This window comes from Cytobacillus sp. FSL R7-0680 (genome assembly GCF_038009245.1).
GTDB classification, from domain to species: domain Bacteria; phylum Bacillota; class Bacilli; order Bacillales; family Cytobacillaceae; genus Cytobacillus; species Cytobacillus kochii.
Genome location: NZ_JBBPAO010000001.1, coordinates 1,549,044 through 1,572,073 on the forward strand (window position 1 = coordinate 1,549,044; position 23,030 = coordinate 1,572,073).

The following is a 23,030-nucleotide window of genomic DNA, read 5'->3' on the forward strand; positions in this document are numbered from 1 at the left end:
TCAAAACCTACAAAAATCATTTATGACTTTACTTCCGCTTTACTTCTTACGACTGTATTTGTTAACTGACCGATTGATTCAATCTCACATTCAATTATATCACCTTCACCAATCAATTCGGCGCCTACAGGGCTTCCAGTAAGGATAACATCTCCAGCCCTCAAAGTCATTACTTTCGATAGAAAAGCAATCATCTTTTGTATAGAAATAATCATTAACTCAGGTGGGCTATCTTGCTTTAATTGACCATTCAGATTGGCTCTAATGCGAGTTTCTTCTAGCTTAAGCTCTGTTTCTATAACTGGCCCAAGAGGAGTAAAAGTATCAAATGCTTTACCGACCGTCCAATGACCGTCTTGATGGAAAAATTGAGGAGCTGTTACATCATTACCAATCGTATAACCAAAAATATGATCAAACACATCTTCTTCAGCGACATCTTTTGTTTCTTTACCAATCACTACTGCCAATTCTGATTCAAATTTAACTTGATCAATCCCTTTAGGAATGATTATCTCTTCATTCGGACCGATTACGGATGATACCGGTTTAAAGAAAAACACTGGAACTGCTGGTAATTCCTCTGGTAGTTCTTGTTTATCACTAACAAAGTTTGCACCGATTCCGATAATTTGGGTGGGAACAATAGGAGAAACAAGTTTAACATCACTTTGATCATAATAGGTGCCTGTCTCTTCCCACTTATTGAATATATCACCTGAGATTTCTTTGATCTCCCCATTTTCAATGATACCTTGTAATAATTGATTATTAATCGTAAATCTTACAAATTTCATTTAAAATCCTCCTACTACAATCATTTAATTTTTAAATTACAATTTCAAGTCCCACTCTTCTTACTATATTTAGAAAGAGTGGCCACAAACGAACCACTCTTTTATTCATTATTTTTTTACTGTTTTACAGCAAACTTCGCTTTTGCCTCAATTCTACGACGGTGTAAAATTGGTTCGGTATATCCACTTGGCTGTTTAACTCCTTCAAAAACTAGTTCACATGCAGCTTGAAAAGCAACAGATTCCTCAAAGTTCGGTGCCATCGGATAATACAATGGATCATCCGCATTTTGTTCATCCACTACTTTCGCCATTCTTTTTAGAGTAGTCATCACTTGGTCCTTTGATACAATACCATGATGCAACCAATTCGCCATATGTTGGCTCGAAATTCTTAAAGTCGCTCGGTCCTCCATTAAATCAATATTATTGATATCTGGGACTTTTGAGCAACCGATGCCTTGATCAACCCATCTAACGACATATCCTAATATCCCTTGTGCATTATTATCTAACTCTGCTTGGATTTCTTCCCCAGTCCAATTAGTATCCTTTGCCACTGGTATGGCAAGTATCTCGTCTCTTAAGTCAGTCTTTTTCACTGATAATGATTGCTGTACTTTAGCCACATCTACTTGATGATAATGAAGGGCATGAAGTGTAGCTGCAGTCGGTGAAGGAACCCAAGCTGTATTTGCACCAGCTTTAGGGTGGGCCACCTTTTGTTCGAGCATGGCTGCCATTAAATCAGGCATCGCCCACATACCTTTTCCTATTTGCGCCTTCCCTTTAAAACCGGTAGAAAGCCCTGTTAACACATTAGATGTTTCATATGCTTGCAGCCATTTTGTTGACTTCATATCATTTTTACGAATCATTGCGCCCATTTCCATTGAGGTATGCATTTCATCTCCGGTACGATCTAAAAATCCTGTATTAATAAATACAACTCTCTCTTTTACTTCTTTAATACAAGATTTCAAGTTTAAAGAAGTTCTTCTTTCTTCATCCATTACACCTATCTTCAATGTATAACGATCGAGTCCCAATAAATCTTCTGTTCGGTTAAAAAGCTCATTGGCAAAAGCCACTTCTTCTGGACCATGCATTTTAGGTTTTACGATATAGATAGAATTATTTTTACTATTTTGATATTTTCCATTTCCAAGTAATGTATGTTTTGCTGCTAGTGAAGTAATCACACTATCCAAAATTCCTTCTTGAATTTCCTCACCATTTTCTGTTAATATCGCCTCATTTGTCATTAAGTGACCCACATTTCTGACAAACATGAGTGAGCGTCCATTAAGCGAAAAGGTATCTCCATTAGGTGCCAAATATTCACGATCATCATTCATAGCCCTTGTGATCGATCGGTCACCTTTTTTAAATGTAGAAGTTAAATCTCCTTTCATCAATCCTAACCAATTACGATATACAAGTACTTTATCTTCAGCATCAACTGCTGCAACTGAATCTTCACAATCCATAATCGTTGTAACTGCAGCTTCTAATAAAATATCTTTAATTCCGGCATCATCGGTTTTTCCAATTGGATGTTGACGATCAATTTGAATCTCAAAATGTAGTTGATTGTTTTTCAAAAGAATGGCCGTTGGTTCTGTTTCTGTCCCGCGATAACCGATAAATAATGCTTTATTACGAAGAGATTCTTTTGTCCCACTATTCAATGTAATAACTAGTTCACTGGCTTCAACAGTATAAGCAATCGCTTCTTTATGACTGCCTTCTTGTAATGGGATTACTTCATCTAAAAAGTTTCTACTAAAAGCAATTACTTTCTCTCCACGAATAGGGTTGTATGCACCTTCTTTCGTTGCCCCATCTTCAGTACTAACCGCATCTGTGCCGTACAAAGCATCATATAGACTGCCCCATCTCGCATTGGCAGCATTAATTGCATAGCGCCCATTATTAATTGGAACAACTAATTGTGGTCCTGCTTGAATGGCAATCTCATCGTCAATATTTTGAGTAGTAATTTCAAAATCATCAGCTTCTGGGAGCAAGTAGCCTATATCTTCTAAAAACTGCTTATACTGTTTCGCATCAAACGTTTTTTGTGTTGTATGCCATTCATTAATCTTTGTTTGTATGTCTTCTCTTTTTTGTAGTAACTGTTTATTCTTCGGAGTTAAATCGGCAATTAACTTTTCAAATCCTTGCCAAAATTGTTCTGAATCTACCTCTGCTCCTGGTAATGCCTCTTTTTCAATAAAATGAAATAATTCCTCCGCGATTTTAAGACTGCCTTTTTCTACATATTGCGTCATGATAATCCTCCTTGTTTGTTATTACAAAACACTGTTTCTATTATTCTAAAAAAAATATACCATGATTGACTGATCGCTTCAATGATTTTTAGATTATTCTTACGATTATTTATCCAATAATTTTCTCTTTTATTTCTTTTTTCACTTCTGCACATCTACTTGGAGACGGAAATAACTTGCCAGCATTCAAAAGATTATCCGTATTAAACACAGATCGAATATCCGTTTGTGCTGCAATTTCTTCATCAGTGAAAACGAACCGCATTTCTTCCCTCTTTTCAATACCTACTCCATGTTCACCTGTAATTGTTCCACCAACATCTGCACACACTTTTAGACATGCACTACCAGCTGCCAGCGCTTTCTCTGTTTCGCCAGGAACTCTCGCGTCAAATAAAACGAGCGGGTGTAAGTTCCCATCCCCAGCATGAAATATGTTGGCAATTCGCAAGTCATATTCTTCACTGATCTTATTAATTCTTCGAAGAACTTCAGGTAATTTACTACGTGGGATAACGCCATCTTGAACAAGATAATCAGGTGATATTGCCCCCATTGCACCAAATCCTGTTTTTCTATTAGCCCACCATGCTGCCCGTTCTTTTTCATCCTTTGCTGCTCTTACTTCTCTAACATTACGATGGCGACAAACCGATAAAATTTGCTCAATTTGTTCATCGATTCCTGCTGCAATACCATCTACTTCGATTAATAAAACAGCTGCTATATCTTTCGGATGACCAACCGGAAAGGCCGCTGCTTCTACTCCTTCAATAGCTGTCTTATCCATCATTTCAAGTGCTGCCGGAACAATACCTGCTGAAATGATATCCGATACTGCTTGACTACCGTCTTCAATATCATCAAAATAGGCTAACACGGTTTGTTTTCCTTCTGGATTTTTTAATATTCTGACGATGATTTTTGTTACAATACCTAATGTACCCTCTGAACCTGTAATAAGGCCTAATAGGTCATAACCAGGTTCATCTAAAATACCGTTTCTACCGATTTCAACTATTTCTCCATTTGGTAGAACTAATTCTAACCCTAAAATGTGGTTTGTTGTCACACCGTATTTTAAACAATGGGCACCTCCAGCATTCTCTGCCACATTCCCACCAATGGTACAGCAATATTGACTCGATGGATCTGGTGCATAGTAATATCCGCGTTCAATAATTTGATTTGTGAGTTTCAAATTCACATAACCAGGCTCGACAACTGCTCTCCTGTTATCAAGGTCAATGTCAATTAATCTTTTCATTTTAACCATGCTAATAATGACCTCATTATTAAGGGGAATCGCTCCACCACTCAACCCTGTACCCGCACCTCTCGCTAAAAAAGGTAAGGAATGATCATGACAATACTTGACAATACGTGCCACTTCGTCGGTTGAATGAGGAAAAACAACCGCTCTTGGTAATGATTTATGAATCGTAAACCCATCACAATCATAACTGATTAAATCTTCTTTATGATAAAGAATAGCCTGTTTATCATTTAACAATTGAGAGAGTCCATGAATATGTCGATCTTTTGTTTTTAATTTCCATTTCTTCATCCTCTACTCTCCTTTTGATAAGCCCAATCTAATAGTTGAACGGTATGAACAACCTTTTGACTGCGCCCATGATTTTTCACACCAATGGCCATTTGCAACATACAGCCGGGGTTCCCCATGGAAATCATCTCGACATCATCTGGCACGTTTTCCATTTTACTTGCTAATACAGCTCCCGCCATTTCAGGGTTGGTAATATTATAAATACCTGCACTCCCACAACAACGATCTGCATTCGGCATATGGACCATCTCTACTCCAGGAATATTTAATAACAAATCTCGTGGTTCCTCTCTCACACCTTGACCATGAGCAAGATGGCAGGCATCGTGATAAGTAATTCTTTTATTCAAGGAAGCTTTTGGCTTTTCATAACCTGTATCATAAAGGAACTTCGAGATGTCCTCCACTTTATCTGCTAACGCTTCTGCTTTTTCTCGCCACTCTGGCTCCTCTTTAAATAATTCACCATATTCTTTCATCATACAGCCACATCCCGCTGCATTGACAATTACTGTATCGTCGTTCTCAAAGGCAAGAATATTTTGTTTTGCCAGTTTTCTACCCATATCTCGATCACCTGCATGAACATGTAAAGCCCCGCAACAGGTTTGATTTTGAGGAATATGGACATCATTACCATTACGTGTTAACACGTTTATAGTAGATTCATTGACATCACTAAACATAACATCCATTACACAACCAGTTAACATCGCCACTTCACGTTTAGTTTCTTGTTTCGCTTTAATTACTGATCCGTTACGATGTTTTTTCTTTACTGATGAATGAATCTTTGGCATGACCCCTTCCATATCAACTAAATGTTTAGGCATTATTTGAATGAGTTTCGTTTTTCTAACCAATGTTTGCATTCCACTTTTTTGATAGAACTTCAGCAGTCCACCTAAAGTTTGCAGACGATTTTCATGTGGAAATATCCCATGTAAAAATAACTTGTTTACAGACTTTTTCCATCCTTTTAGAGGAATAGCTTGCCTTACTTGCCCACGTGCTTCTTCAATTAATCCACCAACATCAACATCAGCCGGACATGCTGTTGTACAAGCTCGACAATCTAAACATGCAAATACAGGATCCATAAACTCTTCGTTTACCATTAATTTCCCTTCTGCCACAGACTTAATTAAATAAACTCTTCCCCTTGGCGAATGCTGTTCCTGACCTGTTTGTTCATAGGTTGGACAAGATTCTAAACACATTCCGCAATGCACACAATCTGCCCATTTCGTTTCATCAGGCGCATCATTCCACAAATAATTGCTCACCCCGTCTTTGCAAGCTGGTTGCTTTGATTTTTGTTGTGAGACTGTCACCTATATCCCCCCTACATAACGTTTACGGTTTAAGATTTTTTTTGGATCGACCTTCGTTTTAATTCCTTCTAGTAAATAATGAGCACCTTTCGTTTCTCCCCATGTATCAAACACTAACCTTTGAGCTAGCGGTAAATGTTTTATGATACAATAACCACCATTTTCATTTGTTACTTCTCTCATTTTTGTAAGCGCTTCAATCATTTCACTTTCTTTCCCCTTGATATATAGTTGCATCAAGCCATGACCGACTCCTCCATGCGTATAAATATCAATGTTGGTATTTCTTCTAATCTCCATTACTTTTAGGAGAATGTCTATAACGTTTAGATTGATTGTACCTATTTTAGCAACAGCAAAGATTTTTTCACCGTTGTTATACTCATCCTCTTTATCAATAGGTAGATGATAAAGTCGGTCCCATAACTGTTTTTCCTCACTATTTCTAAGAATAGTCAGTTTCATTTCTTCTTCTATCAAACTTTGAATATACTTTATTTGATATTCCACCGATTTTTCTACATCTTCGAAGCTTACGAGTAAGGAAAGTTTATTTATGCCGCTAATATTATATGAAACAATAGGATCAAGTAACTCACAACTAATTGGTTCAATACTATTATTTAATAAATTTCTAGTAAAAGAATAAATCGTATTTCTATCTTCACCTTGAAAAGATATGATGCAAGTGGCTGTACTCTTTGCCAGTGGACGTAATTTAACCGTGACTTCTGTTATCACTCCAAGTGTCCCCATTGAAGAAATAAACAACTTATTCATGTCATAGCCGGCAACATTCTTTACTACTTTACCACCTGTACGAATCACCTTACCATCTGGGTATACTACTCTTAAACCGATGACTGCGTCTCTGGCGGATCCATAATTTAGTCTCTTCGGTCCACTATCATTACTTGCTATCACTCCACCAATTGTACTTACGTGAGGCATAAAGGGATCTAGTGCTAACTTTTGATTAAAATCCTCTAAATAACGTTGAACATCCTCAAGTTTCGTTCCTGCTTTAACGGTTAAAGTCATATCTCCACTATGATGTTCAACGATTCCCGTAAATTTTTCCATTGAAATAAGTAAATCAGCTTGATCAATTAATCCACCGTAACCCCTTTTAGATCCAGCACCTTGGATATTGACCGTGAATTGATGTTTATGAACAAAAGCGAATATTGCACTTAACTCTTCTTCTGAGGTTGGATATACGGTGTATTGTCCACTATTACCATACAAATCAGCTTGAGACATTTCATAGTCTAGTTTATAAGTTGTTAAATACTCCGCTATAGAAAGCACCTCATTCATCAATTTCCTTACCTCCTTATTGTTCGCTATTACAAAACACCGTTTTTTAAATAGCGAAAAATTTTTACTCCATAGTAGATGTCTCTTGTAACATATCTTCGACTGTGGTCAAATGCACCAGCATTTCTTCTGAAGCTTTTTTGCTATTTCGTTCCTTAATTGCTTGGAAAATGTTCCTATGTTGGGCTTCAATGATTGAACCTTTTTCTGTACTGTTCTGTATATATTGATGGAACTTTACTAGCGTTTGCTTCAATGGTGCTGATATGAAGTCTATAAATTGCATTAAAACTGTGTTACCTCCAATACAAGCAAGCTTTTGGTGAAATAAAAAATCCGATTCCCACCCCTTTTTTGCTGTAAGTATATAATGTAAATCCTCTACATCCTTTTCTGATCTGTGATTGGCAGCTAATTCCGCTAAACCTACCTCGACGATCTTACGTGCTTGAAAGAGTTCTTGTATATCCTTTTCATACAAATTCCAATACTTACTCCCCAGCAATGTATGAACATCAAACGCCTTCACATAAGTACCTTCTCCTTGTTTTACCTCAACTAATCCCTTCCCTTTCAATGCAGTGATTGCATCTCGAATCGCTGATCTCCCGACACCAAAAGACTCACAAAGCATGCGGACTGATGGAAGTTTTTCACCGATTTGATATTGACCATCGAGAATCATTTCCTCTAACTTCTCTTCAATAATATGTGAGACTTTCTTCGTCTCAATCTTTTCAATTGCCAAAATCATCACATCCTGTTATATATCACATATCAGATAAGTTAATTTTATTAAAACACCTAATAAGAATAATTGCAACTATTTTTAGAATTAACTGATAATTTTATAACTACTTATAGAAGATAAGTCAGATTTACAATTTTACTTGGAACCTATTTACATAGAGAATACGATAGCTGAGGAGAATAAAACAGGAAGTTTGAAAAACACCACAATCATTTAAGTGCTGATCTATTATTTGATGGGATAATACAACTTAGTACTAGCTTGTTCTCCTTTACCGATTATGATTAGGTTTCAAGATCCATGTTTAAGACGAGAACAGAATTGGGTATAAAATAAATAAGCGCCCTATTACATTCGTAACAAGACGCTCTTTCAAAAATTCAAATGATAGATTAGTTGATGCGGTTAACGCGGCCGTTAAATGCTTTTGCCCAATAACCACTTGACATATCAGCAATGGCTACACCTGTGCTGCTTTGTGAACCGATGAATTTACCGCCACCGATATAAATACCAACATGACCATCTGTTTTATACGTATTAAAGAATACCATATCCCCAGGTTGCATTTGGCTTGCTGGAACTGGTGTACCTTGATTTTTCAATGCATCCGTACTAGCACCTACACTATAGCCACCTTGAGCAAATGCCCAATGTACGAACCCAGAACAATCAAAACGACCTGCAGCGATATCAGATGCTGAGCGACCACCGCCAAATACATAAACTGAATTTCCGATGTATTTATTACCTGCTGAAATAACTGCTTGCATACCGCTACCAACAGTTGTAGATGCTGGTGCAGAAGATGCTTTTGCTGAAGACTTAGATTTAGAACTACTATTAGAGTTTGTAGTATTTGTTGAAGTTGAAGTTGATTCATTATTTGTAACACTTGCTTCTACAGGAGCTTGTCTCGCCATGCTACTCTCAATTTCAGCTTGCATTGCTGCTAGATCAACATCTTTAGCTTGTAACTTAGATTTTTTTTCAGCTGCAACTTCTTCTTTTTCTTTTAATTCAGCTTTTAGCTTATCATTTTGTGCTTCCTGTTCTTTTAGTTGCTCGCGCATACCTTCAAGATCAGTCATTTTTTCATTTAGTGTAGTTAACTCTTTATCTACTGTTGCTTTCTTTTCTTCTACTTCTTTTTTGTCTTTATCATGTTGAATTAATAATTCTTCGTCTGCATCGACAATTTTAGAAATCGCACCAACACGATCAACAAAATCACTGAAGCTAGTAGAACCTAGAAGGACTTCAATATAGTTAACGTTAGAACCACCACTATTTTGGATAGCCACTGCACGCTCTTTTAAGATTTCACTTCTTTTGTCAATTCTTTCTTGAATGACTTTAATTTCTTCTTCAAGTTTTTTTATTTTTGCTTTAGCTTCTTCAATTTCTTTTTCTGTTTCTTTAACAATTTTCTCGTTATCGGCTACTGCTTGGTCTACTTTTGCGATTTTCTCTTCTAAACCATTTAATTCTGTTAATACTGCTGCAAGTTCTTTTTCTGCTTTAGAAAGATCAGATTTGACATCAGAGCGTTCTTTTTTAATGTCATCCAGAGATTCTGCGTTCACTGCTGGAAGTGCGAAGGCTCCAAGGCCTAACATAATTGTTGTGTTTAATGCGATAATCTTTTTCTTCACTCATTTTCCCCTGCCTTTTTAACATTTTTCCTTTTTATGTATGTTTAATCTATATTGTCTATTTTTCTATGTTTTTTTTACTATAGTTCACTTTTATATGTCGGTATATTATCTAGTACAAAATGCATTATATCATCCCTTTTTGACATTCAGGTAATAGCAATGTTACAAATATATTACTAATCCGACATATTTCATCATTTTTTTATTACAAACTGAAACTTTTTCCTAAAAACTTGTATTTTTTTGCACCTTTCTCCTAATCTCTTTGGCCTAATAAAGACGGATGCTTCATCTGTAAAAATCTAGTTATTTCAATTATTTAATTCAGTCTCCATGAAAACATATTCACTTCAACATTTCAATGATTAACTCCTTTAGAATAGACACAGGTTAAATAAATACGTAAAGGTATTGAGTTATATTATTGAGTGAGCTAGCTAGCGAAAACTATAGAATTCCAATTTAAAATTGGTAGACTTTCTTCTTTATATACAAAAGTGAAATATTTGTATGATGAACAACATTAAGTGGATGAACTAGGAATATTACTTGCCTTTATAACACCTAAGCAAGAGACCAGAAACAAAAAAAAGAGACCCATTAGTCTCTTATATCTAAAAGATGTAATAGATCCTCTTCCGTAAGAAAGTCTTCTGTTTCCCGGTCAAGAATTGTATGAATTAAATCTTTTTTGCGATACTGCATTTCTTCCATTCTTTCCTCAATCGTACCTTTAGCAATTAATTTCACGACAACGACATCTTTTTTTTGACCGATGCGGTAGGCACGGTCCGCTGCCTGGCTTTCAACTGCTGGATTCCACCATGTGTCATATAAAATAACAGTGTCTGCACCTGTTAAATTCAAACCAGTACCACCAGCTTTTAATGATAACAGAAAAAGATTCTTTTCCCCGCTATTGAACCGTTCACACATTTCTACTCTTTCCTTTGCGGTTGTATGACCATCTAAATAAAAGAATTCTTTCCCTTGAAAGGAGAGTTCACTACTGATAATTTCAAGCATGCTCGTAAATTGAGAGAAAATGAGCACACGGCGATTCGCCTGTTTTGCTTCTTGTAATAAAGTCAATAAATGATCTAGTTTAGCTGAGCGTCCCTGATAGCCTTCTACAAATAATGCCGGGTGACAACATAACTGTCTTAACCTCGTTAGTCCTGCTAAAATTCTAATACGATTTTTCCTTAACGTCCGTTTATCTAAATGCTTTAATGTATCTTCTTTCAATTTGGCTAGATACGCTAAGTAAATTTTTTGTTGTTCTTTATATAAATCTATTCTTTCGATTTTTTCTTCCTTAACTGGAAGCTCTTCCAATACCTCTGTTTTCATTCTTCGTAAAACAAAAGGTTGAATTATTCGGGCAATCGCAGCGTTATTTAGTTCACTAAATTGTTGTAAGCCGAGAAATAAATCTGGGAAGATAATATGAAAGACAGACCATAAGTCCTCGATTGCATTTTCTATCGGTGTACCTGTTAGTGCAAACTTATATTGTGATGATAATTGTTTTACAGATTTATGTGTTTCTGTTAATGGGTTTTTAAAACTTTGTGCTTCATCAAAGATAATCGTGTGGAAACGTTCATTTTTCAACCAATGAATGTCTTTCCTTATTAACGTATATGATGTAATAACTACGTCTGCTACATGAATATCTTTACGTATTAATTGTCTTTCGCTCTGTTTGCCATCTAAAATCACAACTTTCATATCCGGTACAAACTTCATCCATTCTTGTAACCAATTGTAAAGTACGGATGAGGGGCATACAATAAGAGCAGGTGACTGTTTATGTCTTATTTCATCTATATAAGAATAGATGAAAGTAATCGCTTGTACCGTTTTCCCAAGCCCCATATCGTCTGCTAAAATTCCACCAAATTGGTTTTCTGCCAGCTTTCTCATCCACTGATAACCTTCTATTTGATAAGGCCTTAATATGGACGAAAAATTCCCTGGTAGAGGGTAGTCATCTTCGTTAAGATTTTTAAAATCTTGAAGAAAATTTCTTATAGATGCTTCAAAGGCAATCGTTTCTTCCTTCGTTTTTGCAATAAGCTGTAAGCCACGTACAAGTGTCGTTTCACTCCAATTTTCAGCTTGCAGAGGTACTTCGTTCAAAAAAGCCTTAATTTGTTGATAATCTTCTGTTTCTAATGATAATAATGCCCCGTTCTTGAGGCGATAGTATTTTCTTTTATGTTCAATTGCAGTTAGGATTTCTTTAATTTCTTGCTCAGGAATTCCTTCAATATCAAATTTAAATTGCAGCCAATTCATTCGATCTTTTTTCATTTTCACTCTAATAACTGGACGCGTTTTACCTTTATCAATCCTCATCTTTATGGCTGTAGTCGTGTATATACGTACATGCTCTTGTAAATCAGGTAAAATATGCATTAAAAAATGATATTCCAATTCTTCATTTTGAATATAATAACCTTCATCCGTTTTTGTAAAAGAGGCCTGTTCCATTAAAGAGAGGATTTGCTCCTCGTCTTCTTTATTTCTAAATAGAACCTTTTTAGCTTTTTCGTCATCTAATGGATTAAAACTTAATTTGCCGTAATGAAACTCCAGACTAGCTAATAATTTATGATTTAAGCGATCTAAATAAAGCTTTGCCACTAAGGGGGCTTGCATATATTGCTTTTTAATCGTATCAGCTATGGTTATGGTCGCAAGCCTCTTTAACCCAGGCACTACTTTATTTAAGAAAAATGAGATTTGTTCATCAGCAATCATCAATTTTTTATCTTCCTGCATCATCTTTAACAATTCAGTTAAACGTCTAAAGTCATGTTTAGGCCAATGATAAAAGCATCCCTCTTTATATACAGCTTGATAATATGGTAAAAGCTGAAAAGAATCATTATGATTGTAAGATAAAATAGCCATATTTTCTTCTTCGTTATAAGAGAGTTCAAAAATGATGGGTAAAGGTTGATCTGTTAATCTCATCGTTTGTAACTGTTTGTTCTCTTCTTTAAAGTGACTATTTTCTAACTGAATGATGTTCTCCATTACTTTTTCCCAAGTTAATGAAGGAATGAATAACCATTCGTGCTTTCTTTCTGCATTCTCTAATAGTTGCATAATATTGACGATTGGCTCGGCTAAATAATGTTTAGTAGCATCCAATAGAAATCCATTACTTTCTTTGTAAACCCTTCCTTCCATAAAGGAACGGAACCAATCGAGAGGGGACGAAATAGGTAGACCTTGATAGATAAATGATATCGCTAGCCTTGCTTCATTTTTCCATGTCACCGTACAGCATTGTATATGTATATCTAATTTTTTTCTATACTCAAAATGGGCTTGTTCATTTACTTCCGGAATCTCTTTTGCAAATAAGGAGAATAGTTGATTCGCATCTGAGTCCGCTCTCACTCTGTTCTTTTTTTGACAGGCAATATAAACAGCTGCTAGATGCTGACATTCTTTACGATAAGAAGAGAGTTGAGGGCAACTACACTTTGATTGTATCTCACCATCTATCCGTTCTACTTCTACATTGAAGTGTTCTCCGCTTTTAACAACTGCATAGATTTTGTTTTCTTCTTCTATTATAAAGTTGACTTTCCCTGCAGAGAAAAAAGCTTTACCGCGCTTATAAGAAACAGCTCCACATCTTTCAATAATCATCTTGTCAGTGAGGTTCAATTCCACAAATCATGCTCCTTTTTTCAAATGTTCTTCTATTATAACAAACCTATACATAAAGATTGTATAGCAAAAACTTTCTATTAATTGTTGAATTGATGTTTTGAAAGTGTATAAAAGGAAATATGAATAGTAGCAACAGAAAATATAAACGGAGGAGATTAAATGTTTAAGTTTATACTTTCCTTATCCGTCCTAACATTCGTCCTATTTCTGAACTTAACTGCGGTACCAAATGGGGAACCGGTGGCAGCAAAGGATACTACAGTTGAAAATGTGACTACTCAAGAACAAGCAAATATCGTTTCGACATTAAAAGATAAACTACATAGCGACCTGACAGAACAAGACGTAATCGATCAGTTTGGTCAGCCTGATCAAAAAATGAATGATGATATGTACGGCTTACCCTCTTTTCGCTATGATTTTAAACATGATGAACATTATTCATTAGATGCTGATTATCAGCTCGTCGATATGGATGCGTTAAAAAATAAACAATTAGAGGCCATTATATACTTTGATTTTGATGATAACAAAAATATTAGAAGTGCAGCACTCTATTATGTAAACGATGAGCAGAAAATTGAAGAATACCGTATATTTGCTGATGGTACAGAAAAAAAGATGGAGATTGAATAGTAGAGATAAACTTATAAAGACGATAGATAAAAAGAAAAAGTCAGTCCCGTTAACACTCATATACGGGACTGACTTTTTCTATCCTTTGGCACTCATATATATTCATTAAGTGTTTGCCCTTAATTGATTTCTCAGCACCACACTCGTAAGGTAGTTCGAACATAGAGCGAACCCTTCTAATCATTCTTCTTTATTCAATTCGGCTGCTTTCCTTTGAATTGTAATAATTAGCTTTATTAATACAACCGTACCTACGATATTAGCGATTAAACTTGAAAGCAATAATAGAATCGCTACGATTGGCGAAACATCTAGTTTAAAGGAAAAATAGAGTAAAACAATACCTATAAATATAAGAAGAAAGCCAGGATATTTTTTCACCACAACACCGCCTATCGAAACCATAATTTAATCCAATCCTATTTTTATCTGTTACTGAGTTTTAACTCGTTTGTTTATCTCAAGGTTCTCCCTAAATATGGACACATACTCACAGTTCTTAGTGGAAAACCAATGACATGTTCAATAATCCTATCTTGCCTTTTCCCAATCATAATATAAATCCGTTCTCCGGTCACGCCAAGTTGTAACAGATCCTTTTTTTCTTACTTCATCCAATAAATGAAGATCGATGTCTGCTGTAATAATCATATCATTATTTAATTCCCCCTCTGCTAAAACACCTTGCGGAGGAAAGGGTATATCGTTTGGTGTCATGATAGCTGCTTGTCCAAAATTTGCACGCATAAAATCAACTGTGGGAAGTGATCCCACCGTCCCTGCACCTACTACATAGATTTGATTTTCGATTGCTCTTGCGTGAGAAGTATATCTGACGCGATGAAAACCATGGCGGTCATCTGTACACGATGGGCAAAAAATAACATCTGCCCCTTTCGCTACTGCCATACGGACAATCTCAGGAAATTCTATGTCATAACATGTAAGAATCGCAATCCTACCTTTTTCTGTATCGAAAACTCTTAAGTCCTCACCCTTTGTTATGCCCCATTCATATATTTCAGTGGGTGTCAAATGAAGCTTTGCTTGTTCTTCTATCCTTCCATCCGGGTAAAAAAGATGGGCCATATTATAAAGACGATTATTTCGCCTGATTACGTGAGTCCCTGCAATAATATGCATATTTGTTTCAGCAGCTAATTGAGTAAACAGCGATTGATATTGTTTCGTAAAACCTGGTAATTCTGCAATGGATAAACTCTCACCCGTTTCACTACCAATTGATAGTAATTGAGTAGTAAAAAATTCTGGAAACAATACAAACTCAGAATCAAACTCTTTTGCAGTAAGAATATAGTGTTTGCATTGTCGAGCAAAATCCTCAAACGAACGAATCGTATGCAAATGATACTGCACACTAGAAACTCTCATCTTCATTGTCATCCTCCTTATCTTTTGGGCATAATAAAACCCAGAGAAAGAAAAGCCGCATTCTTTCTACCGGGTAAACAAGTCAAGTCTTTCTTTAATTTTCTCATAACTTTTATTATGATAAATATTTTTCACTTTGACAACCTTTATTTATTGGTACTGCACATGATGTAGGTTCGCAAATATCCCTTCAAGAGCGAGTAACTCTTCTTCAGTTCCTTCTTCGGTTATACCATCTTCAGTTACAACCATGATTTTATCGGCATTTTTAATCGTGGCAAATCTATGGGCTATAACAAGTGTCGTTCTGTCTTTAGATAACTCAGTTAAGGCCGACTGGATGAGTTTTTCAGTTTCGGTATCAAGTGCTGAAGTGGCTTCATCTAAGATTAAAATCGGTGGATTTTTCAAAAACATTCTCGCAATGGCTAAACGTTGCTTTTGTCCCCCAGAAAGTTTCAACCCTCTCTCGCCAACTTGTGTCTCGAAACCATCAGGTAACGTATCAATCCATTGCGTTAGGTGGGCTTTACTTGCTGCTAATATGATTTCCTCTTCCGTTGCATCCAACTTGCCATAAGCAATATTCTCTTTAATAGTGCCTGTAAACAAAAAGACATCTTGTTGAACGATACCAATTTGATTTCTTAAAGAGTTTTTCGTCATATCTTGAATGTTGATACCATCAATCGTGATGGCTCCTTTATCAACATCATAAAATCTAGGTATTAATGAACAAATCGTAGACTTCCCAGCGCCTGAAGGACCAACAAAGGCAACCGTTTGTCCAGATTGAACATAAAAATTCAACTCTTGTAAAACTTTTTGAGTATCATTGTACCCGAATGTGACATCGTTAAAGGTAATATTCCCTTGTAATGAATCAACTTCTATTGCATCAGGCTTATCATTTATATCTGGTTCTTGATCAATCATTTCGGTGAAACGCTTGAACCCTGCCATTCCTTTTGGATAGAGCTCCATTAACGCACTAATTTTATCAATCGGCTTTAATAAAAGATTAGCATACAATACAAAAGCGACCAACTCTCCTGGTGCTAACTGATTATTGAAAGCTAACCAAGCACCAAAAACTAAAACAGACAGAATTAACACTCTCGTGAGGAAATAGACGCCAGATAATGTGATCCCCATGACTTTATAGCCACGAAGTTTAGCCGAACGAAACCTTCTATTATCCTTTGTAAATCTTTCAATTTCAAAATCTTCATTCGTAAAAGACTGAACAACACGGGCACCAGAAACACTATCTTCAACCCTACCATTCACTTCGGCAATTTCTGTATACATTCTTCTCCAAGCTTTATTCATAGAAATATTACAATATGCAATGAGCCATACAAGGAACGGTACAATAAATATTGCTACTAGCGCAAGCTTCACATTAATTGTTAACATGATCCAAAAAGCGCCGACAAAAGTCATCGCTGCAATAAAAAGGTCTTCTGGTCCATGGTGGGCTAACTCACCAATATCCATTAAGTCGTTGGTTGTCCGGCTCATAATATGACCGGTTTTCGTATTATCAAAGAAACGAAAAGATTGCTTCTGCACATGTGTAAATAGTTGCTGTCTCATATCTGTTTCAATATTAATACCAAGTTTATGTCCCCAGTAGTTAACAACAAACTGTAGCCCAGTACTCGTAAAATAAAGAGCAAACAAACCCGCACTAACCGCAACAATCATCGACCAATTGTTGGTTGGTAGTAATTCATCTACAAACCAACTAACAGCTAATGGAAAAGCTAATTCTAGTAGAGCAACGATAATTGCACAACTAAAATCAATAATAAATAGTCTTTTATGAGGTAAATAATAAGTGAAAAATCTTCTAAACATGCTATTCTCCTAACTTTCAAAATATATCTTGGATTATATGCTTCGAAGATAAAAGTTACAATACCTTTTTCCTTTATTTACATTCCTGTTCGCTCATTACAATCACTTTTCCTGTTGAATCGTATATTGAAACTGGTAAACATCCTGTTGCTAACAATTCCCCTATAAGATAATCACTTACTGCCTGTATACTAGCTCTCGATTGACTAAATGTAGAAATAAATCCTTGTACAAATTCCCATTGTTCATAGTGATAAGGAGTTGTAGTCGAAATCACTATTATTGGCTTCTTTTCTTTTTGTAGGTTGTTATTCAATAACGCGTCTTTTTTATGATGTAAAATATAAATGAGTCGTTCTGCCTCTTCTTCTGTTGTAACGGTGATTCCCGCATTAACTAACATTTCTGTTAACAGTTTGTTCGATTGATGATTACTGCCATCATCTATGAATGCTACCCTCTCATTTTTTTGAATCGGGAGCGTTTCATCGCGTTTTATAATTGTAATCCCTTTTTCAGCCGCTTCTTTTTCTACCTTAAGATGTTCTTTAGATCGTATGACATCAATCGTGTTATGCTCTTTAAATAACTGTGCTTTCAATTTTAGAATCCTTAGCACAGATAAATCAATTCTTTCCTCACTAATAACCTCTGTTTTGACGGCATTTATTAGTGCCCGCTTAACAGTTAATGCTTCCGTTGGCATTAATAATATATCTGCACCAGCATTAACAGCTGAAATAGCGGCATCAGCTGCTGTAAAAGTGCTCGCTACCGCTTGCATATTTAGGGCATCTGTTATAACTACTCCATTAAACCCAAAACTTTGCCGCAGAAGATTCGTTGTTATAGCGTGAGATAGCGATGCTGGATATATTGACTTCTCAATAGCTGGAAAAGCAATATGAGCAGTCATAATGGATTGAATACCATTATCTATTAAAAATCGATAAGGTATGAGCTCATTTTTCTTTAATTGCTCGATAGATTTAGACACAGTGGGTAACCCTTTATGAGAATCAACCGTTACATCACCATGACCCGGGAAATGCTTTGCTACAGCAAATATTCCTGCTTCATGGAGCCCCTCCATAAAAGCTGCACTCATTTTTGCAACTAAGTATGGATTTTCCCCAAAAGAGCGGACACCTACGATCGGATTTAAAGGATTACTATTCATATCAACCACAGGTGCGAAGTTCATATTAAACCCTAGTGAATCCAACTCCTGTCCTAATACTGAGGCGACACGCTTGGTAAGTCCAAGATCACTACTAGCTCCTAATGCCATATTTCCTGGCATTTCTGTTAAGAAAGGGAGTCTATTCACAATTTCCCCACCTTCTTGATCTACACCTATTAAGAAAGGAATTCCACGATTGCGATGCTGTAATTCCATTGTAAATCGCTTTGTTTGTTCCATCGATTGAATATTTTCCTTAAAAAAAATGATCCCACCAGGTTGGATTTGGTCTATTACCCGAATAATTGAATCATTTACACCTATTTGTCCGCTCCCGACTGTTTGATTAAAATCTATCATCAACATTTGCCCTATTTTTTCCTCTAAACTCATTTCATGGAGTTGCTGTGGTACGTTCGCTTTTTCTATAGTTAGAGCTTGAACCCCCAATGCATTTTGCAATAGAAACATAAAACAAATACAAAATATGACACGCCTCATCCTGCATTCACATCTTTTCATTAATTAATAGAAAAGAGGTGCTATGCGCACCTCCTCTCTATTATGTGTTTCTGGACGTTATTTTATGTTTTGCTTTCATAAACAATTGAAAAAACACTTCTGCAATGACAAGTCCCACCGCAATCGCACCTGATATCATAAATGCCTTTGCTGCCAATTGGATGGCCATATTATAATCATTTAACACAAAATGTCTCATTGCATCATAGGAAATACCACCTGGAACCAATGGAATTATACCAGCAACACTAAAGATAATTATTGGCGTGCGATAGATTTTTGCGAAAATATGACTAATTGCTGAAATGAACACTGCAGAAATTAACGAAGCGGGGATCGCATCATAATGATTGTTCACAAGAATTATATAGATGATCCAGCCAATCATACCAACAAACCCACAACGCAATAATGATTTTCTTGGCGCATTAAAAATGACACCGAACGATGCTGCCGCAATAAAACTTGTAAACAAATGTGTAATAACCATTGTCATGTATTTCGCACCTCACTTTCATTTAACTCATTGTTGCAAAGACAACGGCCACCCCAGCACCTATAGCAAATGCCGTTAAAAACGCTTCTGCGCCCTTGGATAACCCTGAAACAAGATGCCCCGCCATCAAATCTCTCACAGCATTAGTAATCAGTAATCCAGGTACGAGTGGCATGACCGAGCCAATAATGATTTTATCCAGTTGTTCGCCTATTCCGATTTTGACAAAAAGCATCGAGATCACACCAATAATTAGAGAAGCAAGAAATTCAGAAAAGAAGCGAATTTGCACTACTCTCTGCAAAAAAATAAAAGAAAGGAAACCAACACCACCAGTAATAAAGGCAGGAAAAAAATCATGCCACTGGCCTAAAAACATAATCATAAAACAAGCACTAGCAATAGCCGCTGCAAGTACCTGTTGATAAATTGGAAATGTATAATTTGCCTTTTCAATTTCCATTAACTTTTCAAATGCTTCTTGTCTTGTCAGTTCGCCATTACTTACTTTTCTCGATACACCATTTACTAATGTCACCTTATATAGATCTGTAGATCGTTCTGAGATTCTGATTAATTTCGCTGGGTTGGTGTCATCAGTCGAAAAAACAATTCCTGTAGGAGTAACATAACTATGTGAATTAGGAATACCTAATGCTTCCGCTATTCTCGTCATTGTGTCTTCCACTCGATATGTCTCTGCTCCGGATTGCAGCATAATTTTACCCGCTAATAAACAAAGCTCAATTACTTCAAACACATGTTCATTATTTTTACTCAAAGAAATATCCCTCCATGTCGTCAAAACCTTATTCTGAAGGTCCACAATTACGCTTATCCATCGTATACGAATTCGTTAAAATAAGGAAGTATTGAGCAGAAATACAGAATTATTTTAATAATCCCTTCTAAAAGCAATATAGAGGGACAGCCTTCATTTCTCATAGAATATGTATTTATGTCATCATATATAACAGAATACCATTAACATCCTATTCTGTAACTTACGATATAAAAAAAGGGCTTTAAAAACGGAGACTACTTTCGTCATCCTGTTTAAAAGAACCCTGTCACCATCTATTCTTTTCAAATATCAATTAAATCTCTTTCCATTATTTTGCCCCATAAATCTCGCATTGAGCTGTCCTTGTATCATTTTCTTTCTTGTTTCGCGATCTTCTTTCACCTTTTCTTTTTTATATTCCATGCGAATTTCATCTGTTCTCACACCTTCTTCTCGTTTATTTGCAATATCTATTAACCTTTCTACATCCGAAAAAGAATATTTGCGATTACCACGATCAGACCTTGAAGGAAATATCAATTTCCGTTCTTCATAGTATCTAATTTGTCTTTCGCTTAATCCAGTAAGTTCACTAACAGCGCCAATTGAAATGACTTTTCTTTCCTTATATGACCATTCATTTTCCATCTGCAGACCACCCTATTTTTAAGGTTTTATTTCTATTATACAGAATTGTTAAAAAATTTCACTAGTTATGTTAAAAAAAATAACATAAAATAAACCATGTTAGATTATCTAACAATTCAGATGATTTTTTATAACAAACGTTTTAGAATGACATCATCATCAATTTAAAGGAGCAGATAAAAATGCAATATTTACGTAAAGCGGTAGAAAAGAAACGAAATTATTTGATTAAGTTATTACAAGAATACGGTTTGCACGATCAGAAACTTCAAAGCTTAACACTCTCTGAACTTGAGGGATTATCAAAAAAACATTTATCAATTAAATAATCAAAATTAATTGGGGGATTTAACAAATGGAAAATGAAGAAGCAGTTCAATTAGCGAAAAAAATTATTGAACTCGACTTATTAAGAGACGAGATATGGGAGTATTATGCGGCTCTTACAGGAGATGATGCTCATAAACTTCTTCGCCTTGTACAAAACAGTTAAAATCGGGCTATTTTGTTAAATTCTCTAACTAATTATGTAGAGATTATGGAACATGTTAATTATTTTATTCCTATTTACGTAACCATTTATATATAAAGAAACGAACTCAATTTCTAGTAATAGTCTTCGATTGAGCTCGTTTCTTTTTTTATTTATCCAGCCATTCTGTTTATATACAACCATGTTGTACGAAAAATATGATAAAATGAATATTAAAGTCATCTCAGATTTTCCTCATACTGATTAATATATTCCCACTATTAGGAGGGTTATAATTGCCAATTTGGTTAACTATTGCCTTAAGTATTTTAGTAGGATTAATTATCATTGAAGAAGTTATACATTATGTAGTTCATCGTTCACTTTTTTATCAAACCCGTGAAAATGATGAAAACACAACTCGAATCAAGAGATGGTCTCATTTCAAAGAGAAATTAATAAAATTCAGAGCGCAAAAAAACAGGAGTTGAGTAACTTGTTTGCAATTACAAAAGAGGCCACACAGGCACTCTTAGAATGGAGCGGTCAAGACAACGTAATGATTCGCTTTCGAATTACGACCCCTTGTTGTAACCAACGAAAATATGATCTTACACTAACCGATACAATCACAACACAAGACGCTATCTATACACATGATTCAGTGCAAGTCATATACCACCCTACAGATTTACCTTATCTACGGGATACAATGATTGATTATAACGATGGTGGATTCTTTATACGCCATCCACATCCTCTCGTACAACCATTCTAAAATTGTTCAAGAAGGAGCTCTTGAACAATTTTTTTAGATTATAAACTATTCAGTAGCTCAGGATAATCATTATGCACAGAATTCACCAATTCTGAGACTTTAACCATTTGCATTTCTTCACTTTGAAAAGGTTTGCATAATGATTTCAGCTGTTGTTTATCTTTGCTATACATCCACTTATCACCTTCATTACCTGTTAACATGACTGGCATACGATGATGAACAGACGACATGATCTCATTTGCTGCTGTGGTTAAAATACAACATGATGTAAAAAGTTCGTCCCCTTGTCTATATTCGCTCCAGATTCCCGCCATCGCAAACGGCTTATTTTCAAGCAATGTAAAATGAAAAGGCTGGCTTTTACCACCTTCTATTTTCTTCCATTCATAAAAGCCATCAGCTAAGACTAAACAGCGCCTTGTATGGAAAGAGTGCTTAAAGCTAGGTTTCTCATCCGCTGTTTCTGCACGTGCATTAATTAAAGTGCTATTACGTTTTGCTTTTGCCCACGGTGGTATGAAACCCCATGTCATTTTCCTCCCAATTTTCTCTCCTTGCTCCTCTACTATAGTTAAAATTTTTTGCCCCGGTGCAATATTATACCTGGGTAAATCCGCTTCATCATGATAATAAAACTCAAATGTTTTTTGTAGAATGAACACTTCTTCAGATAAGGTAAATCGACCACACATGATGACAACCCCTTTCTTATTAAAAGCATATACCACTCATATTCAAAACCGTATAAATATAGCTGCCTGAGCAATCCAAAGAAATCTATTTTCTACCCTAACAACCTTTTTTCATGACCTTAATTACGTGAGTAGTAACGC

The 23,030-nt window shown here is 35.8% G+C and carries 21 protein-coding genes; 5 read left to right on the forward strand and 16 right to left on the reverse strand.

The window, feature by feature from the left end; all coding sequences use genetic code 11:
- Window positions 1-20 precede the first annotated feature (20 nt).
- The 8 genes from MKY26_RS07675 to MKY26_RS07710 form a co-directional block, all read right to left on the reverse strand.
- The gene (locus tag MKY26_RS07675; protein WP_095373010.1) at window positions 21-797 is read right to left on the reverse strand and encodes a fumarylacetoacetate hydrolase family protein; all 777 of its coding nucleotides are present in this window, start codon (window positions 795-797) and stop codon (window positions 21-23) included.
- A 116-nt stretch (window positions 798-913) separates the two neighbouring features.
- Window positions 914-3,091 carry a malate synthase G gene (locus MKY26_RS07680; RefSeq protein ID WP_341094796.1) on the reverse strand — a complete coding sequence of 726 codons (2,178 nt, stop codon included), beginning with the start codon at window positions 3,089-3,091 and terminating at the stop codon, window positions 914-916.
- A gap of 109 nt (window positions 3,092-3,200) precedes the next feature.
- Complete coding sequence (locus tag MKY26_RS07685) at window positions 3,201-4,658, reverse strand: FAD-linked oxidase C-terminal domain-containing protein (protein ID WP_307313442.1); 1,458 nt, start codon at window positions 4,656-4,658, stop codon at window positions 3,201-3,203.
- The gene (locus MKY26_RS07690; protein ID WP_307313441.1) at window positions 4,655-5,995 is read right to left on the reverse strand and encodes a (Fe-S)-binding protein; all 1,341 of its coding nucleotides are present in this window, start codon (window positions 5,993-5,995) and stop codon (window positions 4,655-4,657) included. Before MKY26_RS07690 ends, MKY26_RS07685 begins: the two co-directional genes overlap by 4 nt.
- The gene (locus MKY26_RS07695; protein WP_233435389.1) at window positions 5,996-7,315 is read right to left on the reverse strand and encodes an FAD-binding oxidoreductase; all 1,320 of its coding nucleotides are present in this window, start codon (window positions 7,313-7,315) and stop codon (window positions 5,996-5,998) included.
- Between the two features lie 64 nt (window positions 7,316-7,379).
- Entirely contained in the window at window positions 7,380-8,063 is a 684-nt protein-coding gene (locus MKY26_RS07700) for a FadR/GntR family transcriptional regulator (protein WP_307313439.1), read from the reverse strand.
- A 395-nt stretch (window positions 8,064-8,458) separates the two neighbouring features.
- Window positions 8,459-9,721, reverse strand: a complete 1,263-nt coding sequence (locus MKY26_RS07705; RefSeq protein WP_095373004.1) for a C40 family peptidase — start codon at window positions 9,719-9,721, stop codon at window positions 8,459-8,461.
- Window positions 9,722-10,324: 603 nt separating this feature from the next.
- The gene (locus MKY26_RS07710) at window positions 10,325-13,420 is read right to left on the reverse strand and encodes a DEAD/DEAH box helicase (protein WP_095373003.1); all 3,096 of its coding nucleotides are present in this window, start codon (window positions 13,418-13,420) and stop codon (window positions 10,325-10,327) included.
- A 159-nt stretch (window positions 13,421-13,579) separates the two neighbouring features.
- Here MKY26_RS07710 and MKY26_RS07715 point away from each other — a divergent pair, with 159 nt between their 5' ends.
- Window positions 13,580-14,056 (forward strand): hypothetical protein, encoded by a 477-nt coding sequence (locus MKY26_RS07715; RefSeq protein WP_095373002.1) that lies wholly within the window; start codon window positions 13,580-13,582, stop codon window positions 14,054-14,056.
- A gap of 180 nt (window positions 14,057-14,236) precedes the next feature.
- Here the strand turns inward: MKY26_RS07715 and MKY26_RS07720 are convergent, their stop codons facing one another.
- From MKY26_RS07720 to MKY26_RS07750, 7 genes are all read right to left on the reverse strand, one after another.
- Window positions 14,237-14,437, reverse strand: coding sequence for a hypothetical protein (locus MKY26_RS07720; RefSeq protein WP_307313430.1), 201 nt, complete (start codon window positions 14,435-14,437; stop codon window positions 14,237-14,239).
- 150 nt (window positions 14,438-14,587) lie between these two features.
- Window positions 14,588-15,454: a carbon-nitrogen hydrolase family protein gene (locus MKY26_RS07725; protein WP_307313428.1), complete on the reverse strand. Its 867-nt coding sequence runs from the start codon at window positions 15,452-15,454 to the stop codon at window positions 14,588-14,590.
- 144 nt (window positions 15,455-15,598) lie between these two features.
- Complete coding sequence (locus tag MKY26_RS07730; RefSeq protein WP_341094825.1) at window positions 15,599-17,311, reverse strand: ABC transporter ATP-binding protein; 1,713 nt, start codon at window positions 17,309-17,311, stop codon at window positions 15,599-15,601.
- 73 nt (window positions 17,312-17,384) lie between these two features.
- Window positions 17,385-18,995, reverse strand: coding sequence for a glycoside hydrolase family 3 protein (locus MKY26_RS07735; RefSeq protein WP_341094833.1), 1,611 nt, complete (start codon window positions 18,993-18,995; stop codon window positions 17,385-17,387).
- Window positions 18,996-19,056: 61 nt separating this feature from the next.
- A complete protein-coding gene (locus MKY26_RS07740) occupies window positions 19,057-19,506 on the reverse strand; it encodes a threonine/serine exporter family protein (RefSeq protein ID WP_095373663.1) in 450 nt (149 codons plus the stop codon).
- A gap of 28 nt (window positions 19,507-19,534) precedes the next feature.
- Window positions 19,535-20,293 carry a threonine/serine exporter family protein gene (locus MKY26_RS07745; RefSeq protein ID WP_322909485.1) on the reverse strand — a complete coding sequence of 253 codons (759 nt, stop codon included), beginning with the start codon at window positions 20,291-20,293 and terminating at the stop codon, window positions 19,535-19,537.
- A gap of 312 nt (window positions 20,294-20,605) precedes the next feature.
- Window positions 20,606-20,944: a MerR family transcriptional regulator gene (locus MKY26_RS07750; RefSeq protein ID WP_095372996.1), complete on the reverse strand. Its 339-nt coding sequence runs from the start codon at window positions 20,942-20,944 to the stop codon at window positions 20,606-20,608.
- 182 nt (window positions 20,945-21,126) lie between these two features.
- Here MKY26_RS07750 and MKY26_RS07755 point away from each other — a divergent pair, with 182 nt between their 5' ends.
- From MKY26_RS07755 to MKY26_RS07770, 4 genes are all read left to right on the forward strand, one after another.
- Entirely contained in the window at window positions 21,127-21,273 is a 147-nt protein-coding gene (locus MKY26_RS07755; protein WP_224938446.1) for a Fur-regulated basic protein FbpA, read from the forward strand.
- Between the two features lie 26 nt (window positions 21,274-21,299).
- The gene (locus tag MKY26_RS07760) at window positions 21,300-21,437 is read left to right on the forward strand and encodes a hypothetical protein (protein WP_180316959.1); all 138 of its coding nucleotides are present in this window, start codon (window positions 21,300-21,302) and stop codon (window positions 21,435-21,437) included.
- Between the two features lie 275 nt (window positions 21,438-21,712).
- Window positions 21,713-21,907, forward strand: coding sequence for a hypothetical protein (locus MKY26_RS07765; RefSeq protein WP_157733958.1), 195 nt, complete (start codon window positions 21,713-21,715; stop codon window positions 21,905-21,907).
- A 5-nt stretch (window positions 21,908-21,912) separates the two neighbouring features.
- Window positions 21,913-22,194 carry an iron-sulfur cluster biosynthesis family protein gene (locus MKY26_RS07770; protein ID WP_157733957.1) on the forward strand — a complete coding sequence of 94 codons (282 nt, stop codon included), beginning with the start codon at window positions 21,913-21,915 and terminating at the stop codon, window positions 22,192-22,194.
- A 38-nt stretch (window positions 22,195-22,232) separates the two neighbouring features.
- Here the strand turns inward: MKY26_RS07770 and MKY26_RS07775 are convergent, their stop codons facing one another.
- Entirely contained in the window at window positions 22,233-22,889 is a 657-nt protein-coding gene (locus MKY26_RS07775) for an SOS response-associated peptidase (RefSeq protein ID WP_341094861.1), read from the reverse strand.
- Between the last annotated feature and the right edge of the window lie 141 nt (window positions 22,890-23,030).

Excerpts from the sequence above, each read along its gene's own strand:
- MKY26_RS07675 (WP_095373010.1), bottom strand. The coding sequence starts at position 797 with ATGAAATTTGTAAGATTTACGATTAATAATCAATTATTACAAGGTATC.
- MKY26_RS07680 (WP_341094796.1), bottom strand. The coding sequence starts at position 3,091 with ATGACGCAATATGTAGAAAAAGGCAGTCTTAAAATCGCGGAGGAATTA.
- MKY26_RS07685 (WP_307313442.1), bottom strand. The coding sequence starts at position 4,658 with ATGAAGAAATGGAAATTAAAAACAAAAGATCGACATATTCATGGACTC.
- MKY26_RS07695 (WP_233435389.1), bottom strand. The coding sequence starts at position 7,315 with ATGAATGAGGTGCTTTCTATAGCGGAGTATTTAACAACTTATAAACTA.
- MKY26_RS07715 (WP_095373002.1), top strand. The coding sequence starts at position 13,580 with ATGTTTAAGTTTATACTTTCCTTATCCGTCCTAACATTCGTCCTATTT.
- MKY26_RS07725 (WP_307313428.1), bottom strand. The coding sequence starts at position 15,454 with ATGAAGATGAGAGTTTCTAGTGTGCAGTATCATTTGCATACGATTCGT.
- MKY26_RS07730 (WP_341094825.1), bottom strand. The coding sequence starts at position 17,311 with ATGTTTAGAAGATTTTTCACTTATTATTTACCTCATAAAAGACTATTT.
- MKY26_RS07735 (WP_341094833.1), bottom strand. The coding sequence starts at position 18,995 with ATGAGGCGTGTCATATTTTGTATTTGTTTTATGTTTCTATTGCAAAAT.
- MKY26_RS07740 (WP_095373663.1), bottom strand. The coding sequence starts at position 19,506 with ATGGTTATTACACATTTGTTTACAAGTTTTATTGCGGCAGCATCGTTC.
- MKY26_RS07750 (WP_095372996.1), bottom strand. The coding sequence starts at position 20,944 with ATGGAAAATGAATGGTCATATAAGGAAAGAAAAGTCATTTCAATTGGC.
- MKY26_RS07755 (WP_224938446.1), top strand. The coding sequence starts at position 21,127 with ATGCAATATTTACGTAAAGCGGTAGAAAAGAAACGAAATTATTTGATT.
- MKY26_RS07760 (WP_180316959.1), top strand. The coding sequence starts at position 21,300 with ATGGAAAATGAAGAAGCAGTTCAATTAGCGAAAAAAATTATTGAACTC.
- MKY26_RS07775 (WP_341094861.1), bottom strand. The coding sequence starts at position 22,889 with ATGTGTGGTCGATTTACCTTATCTGAAGAAGTGTTCATTCTACAAAAA.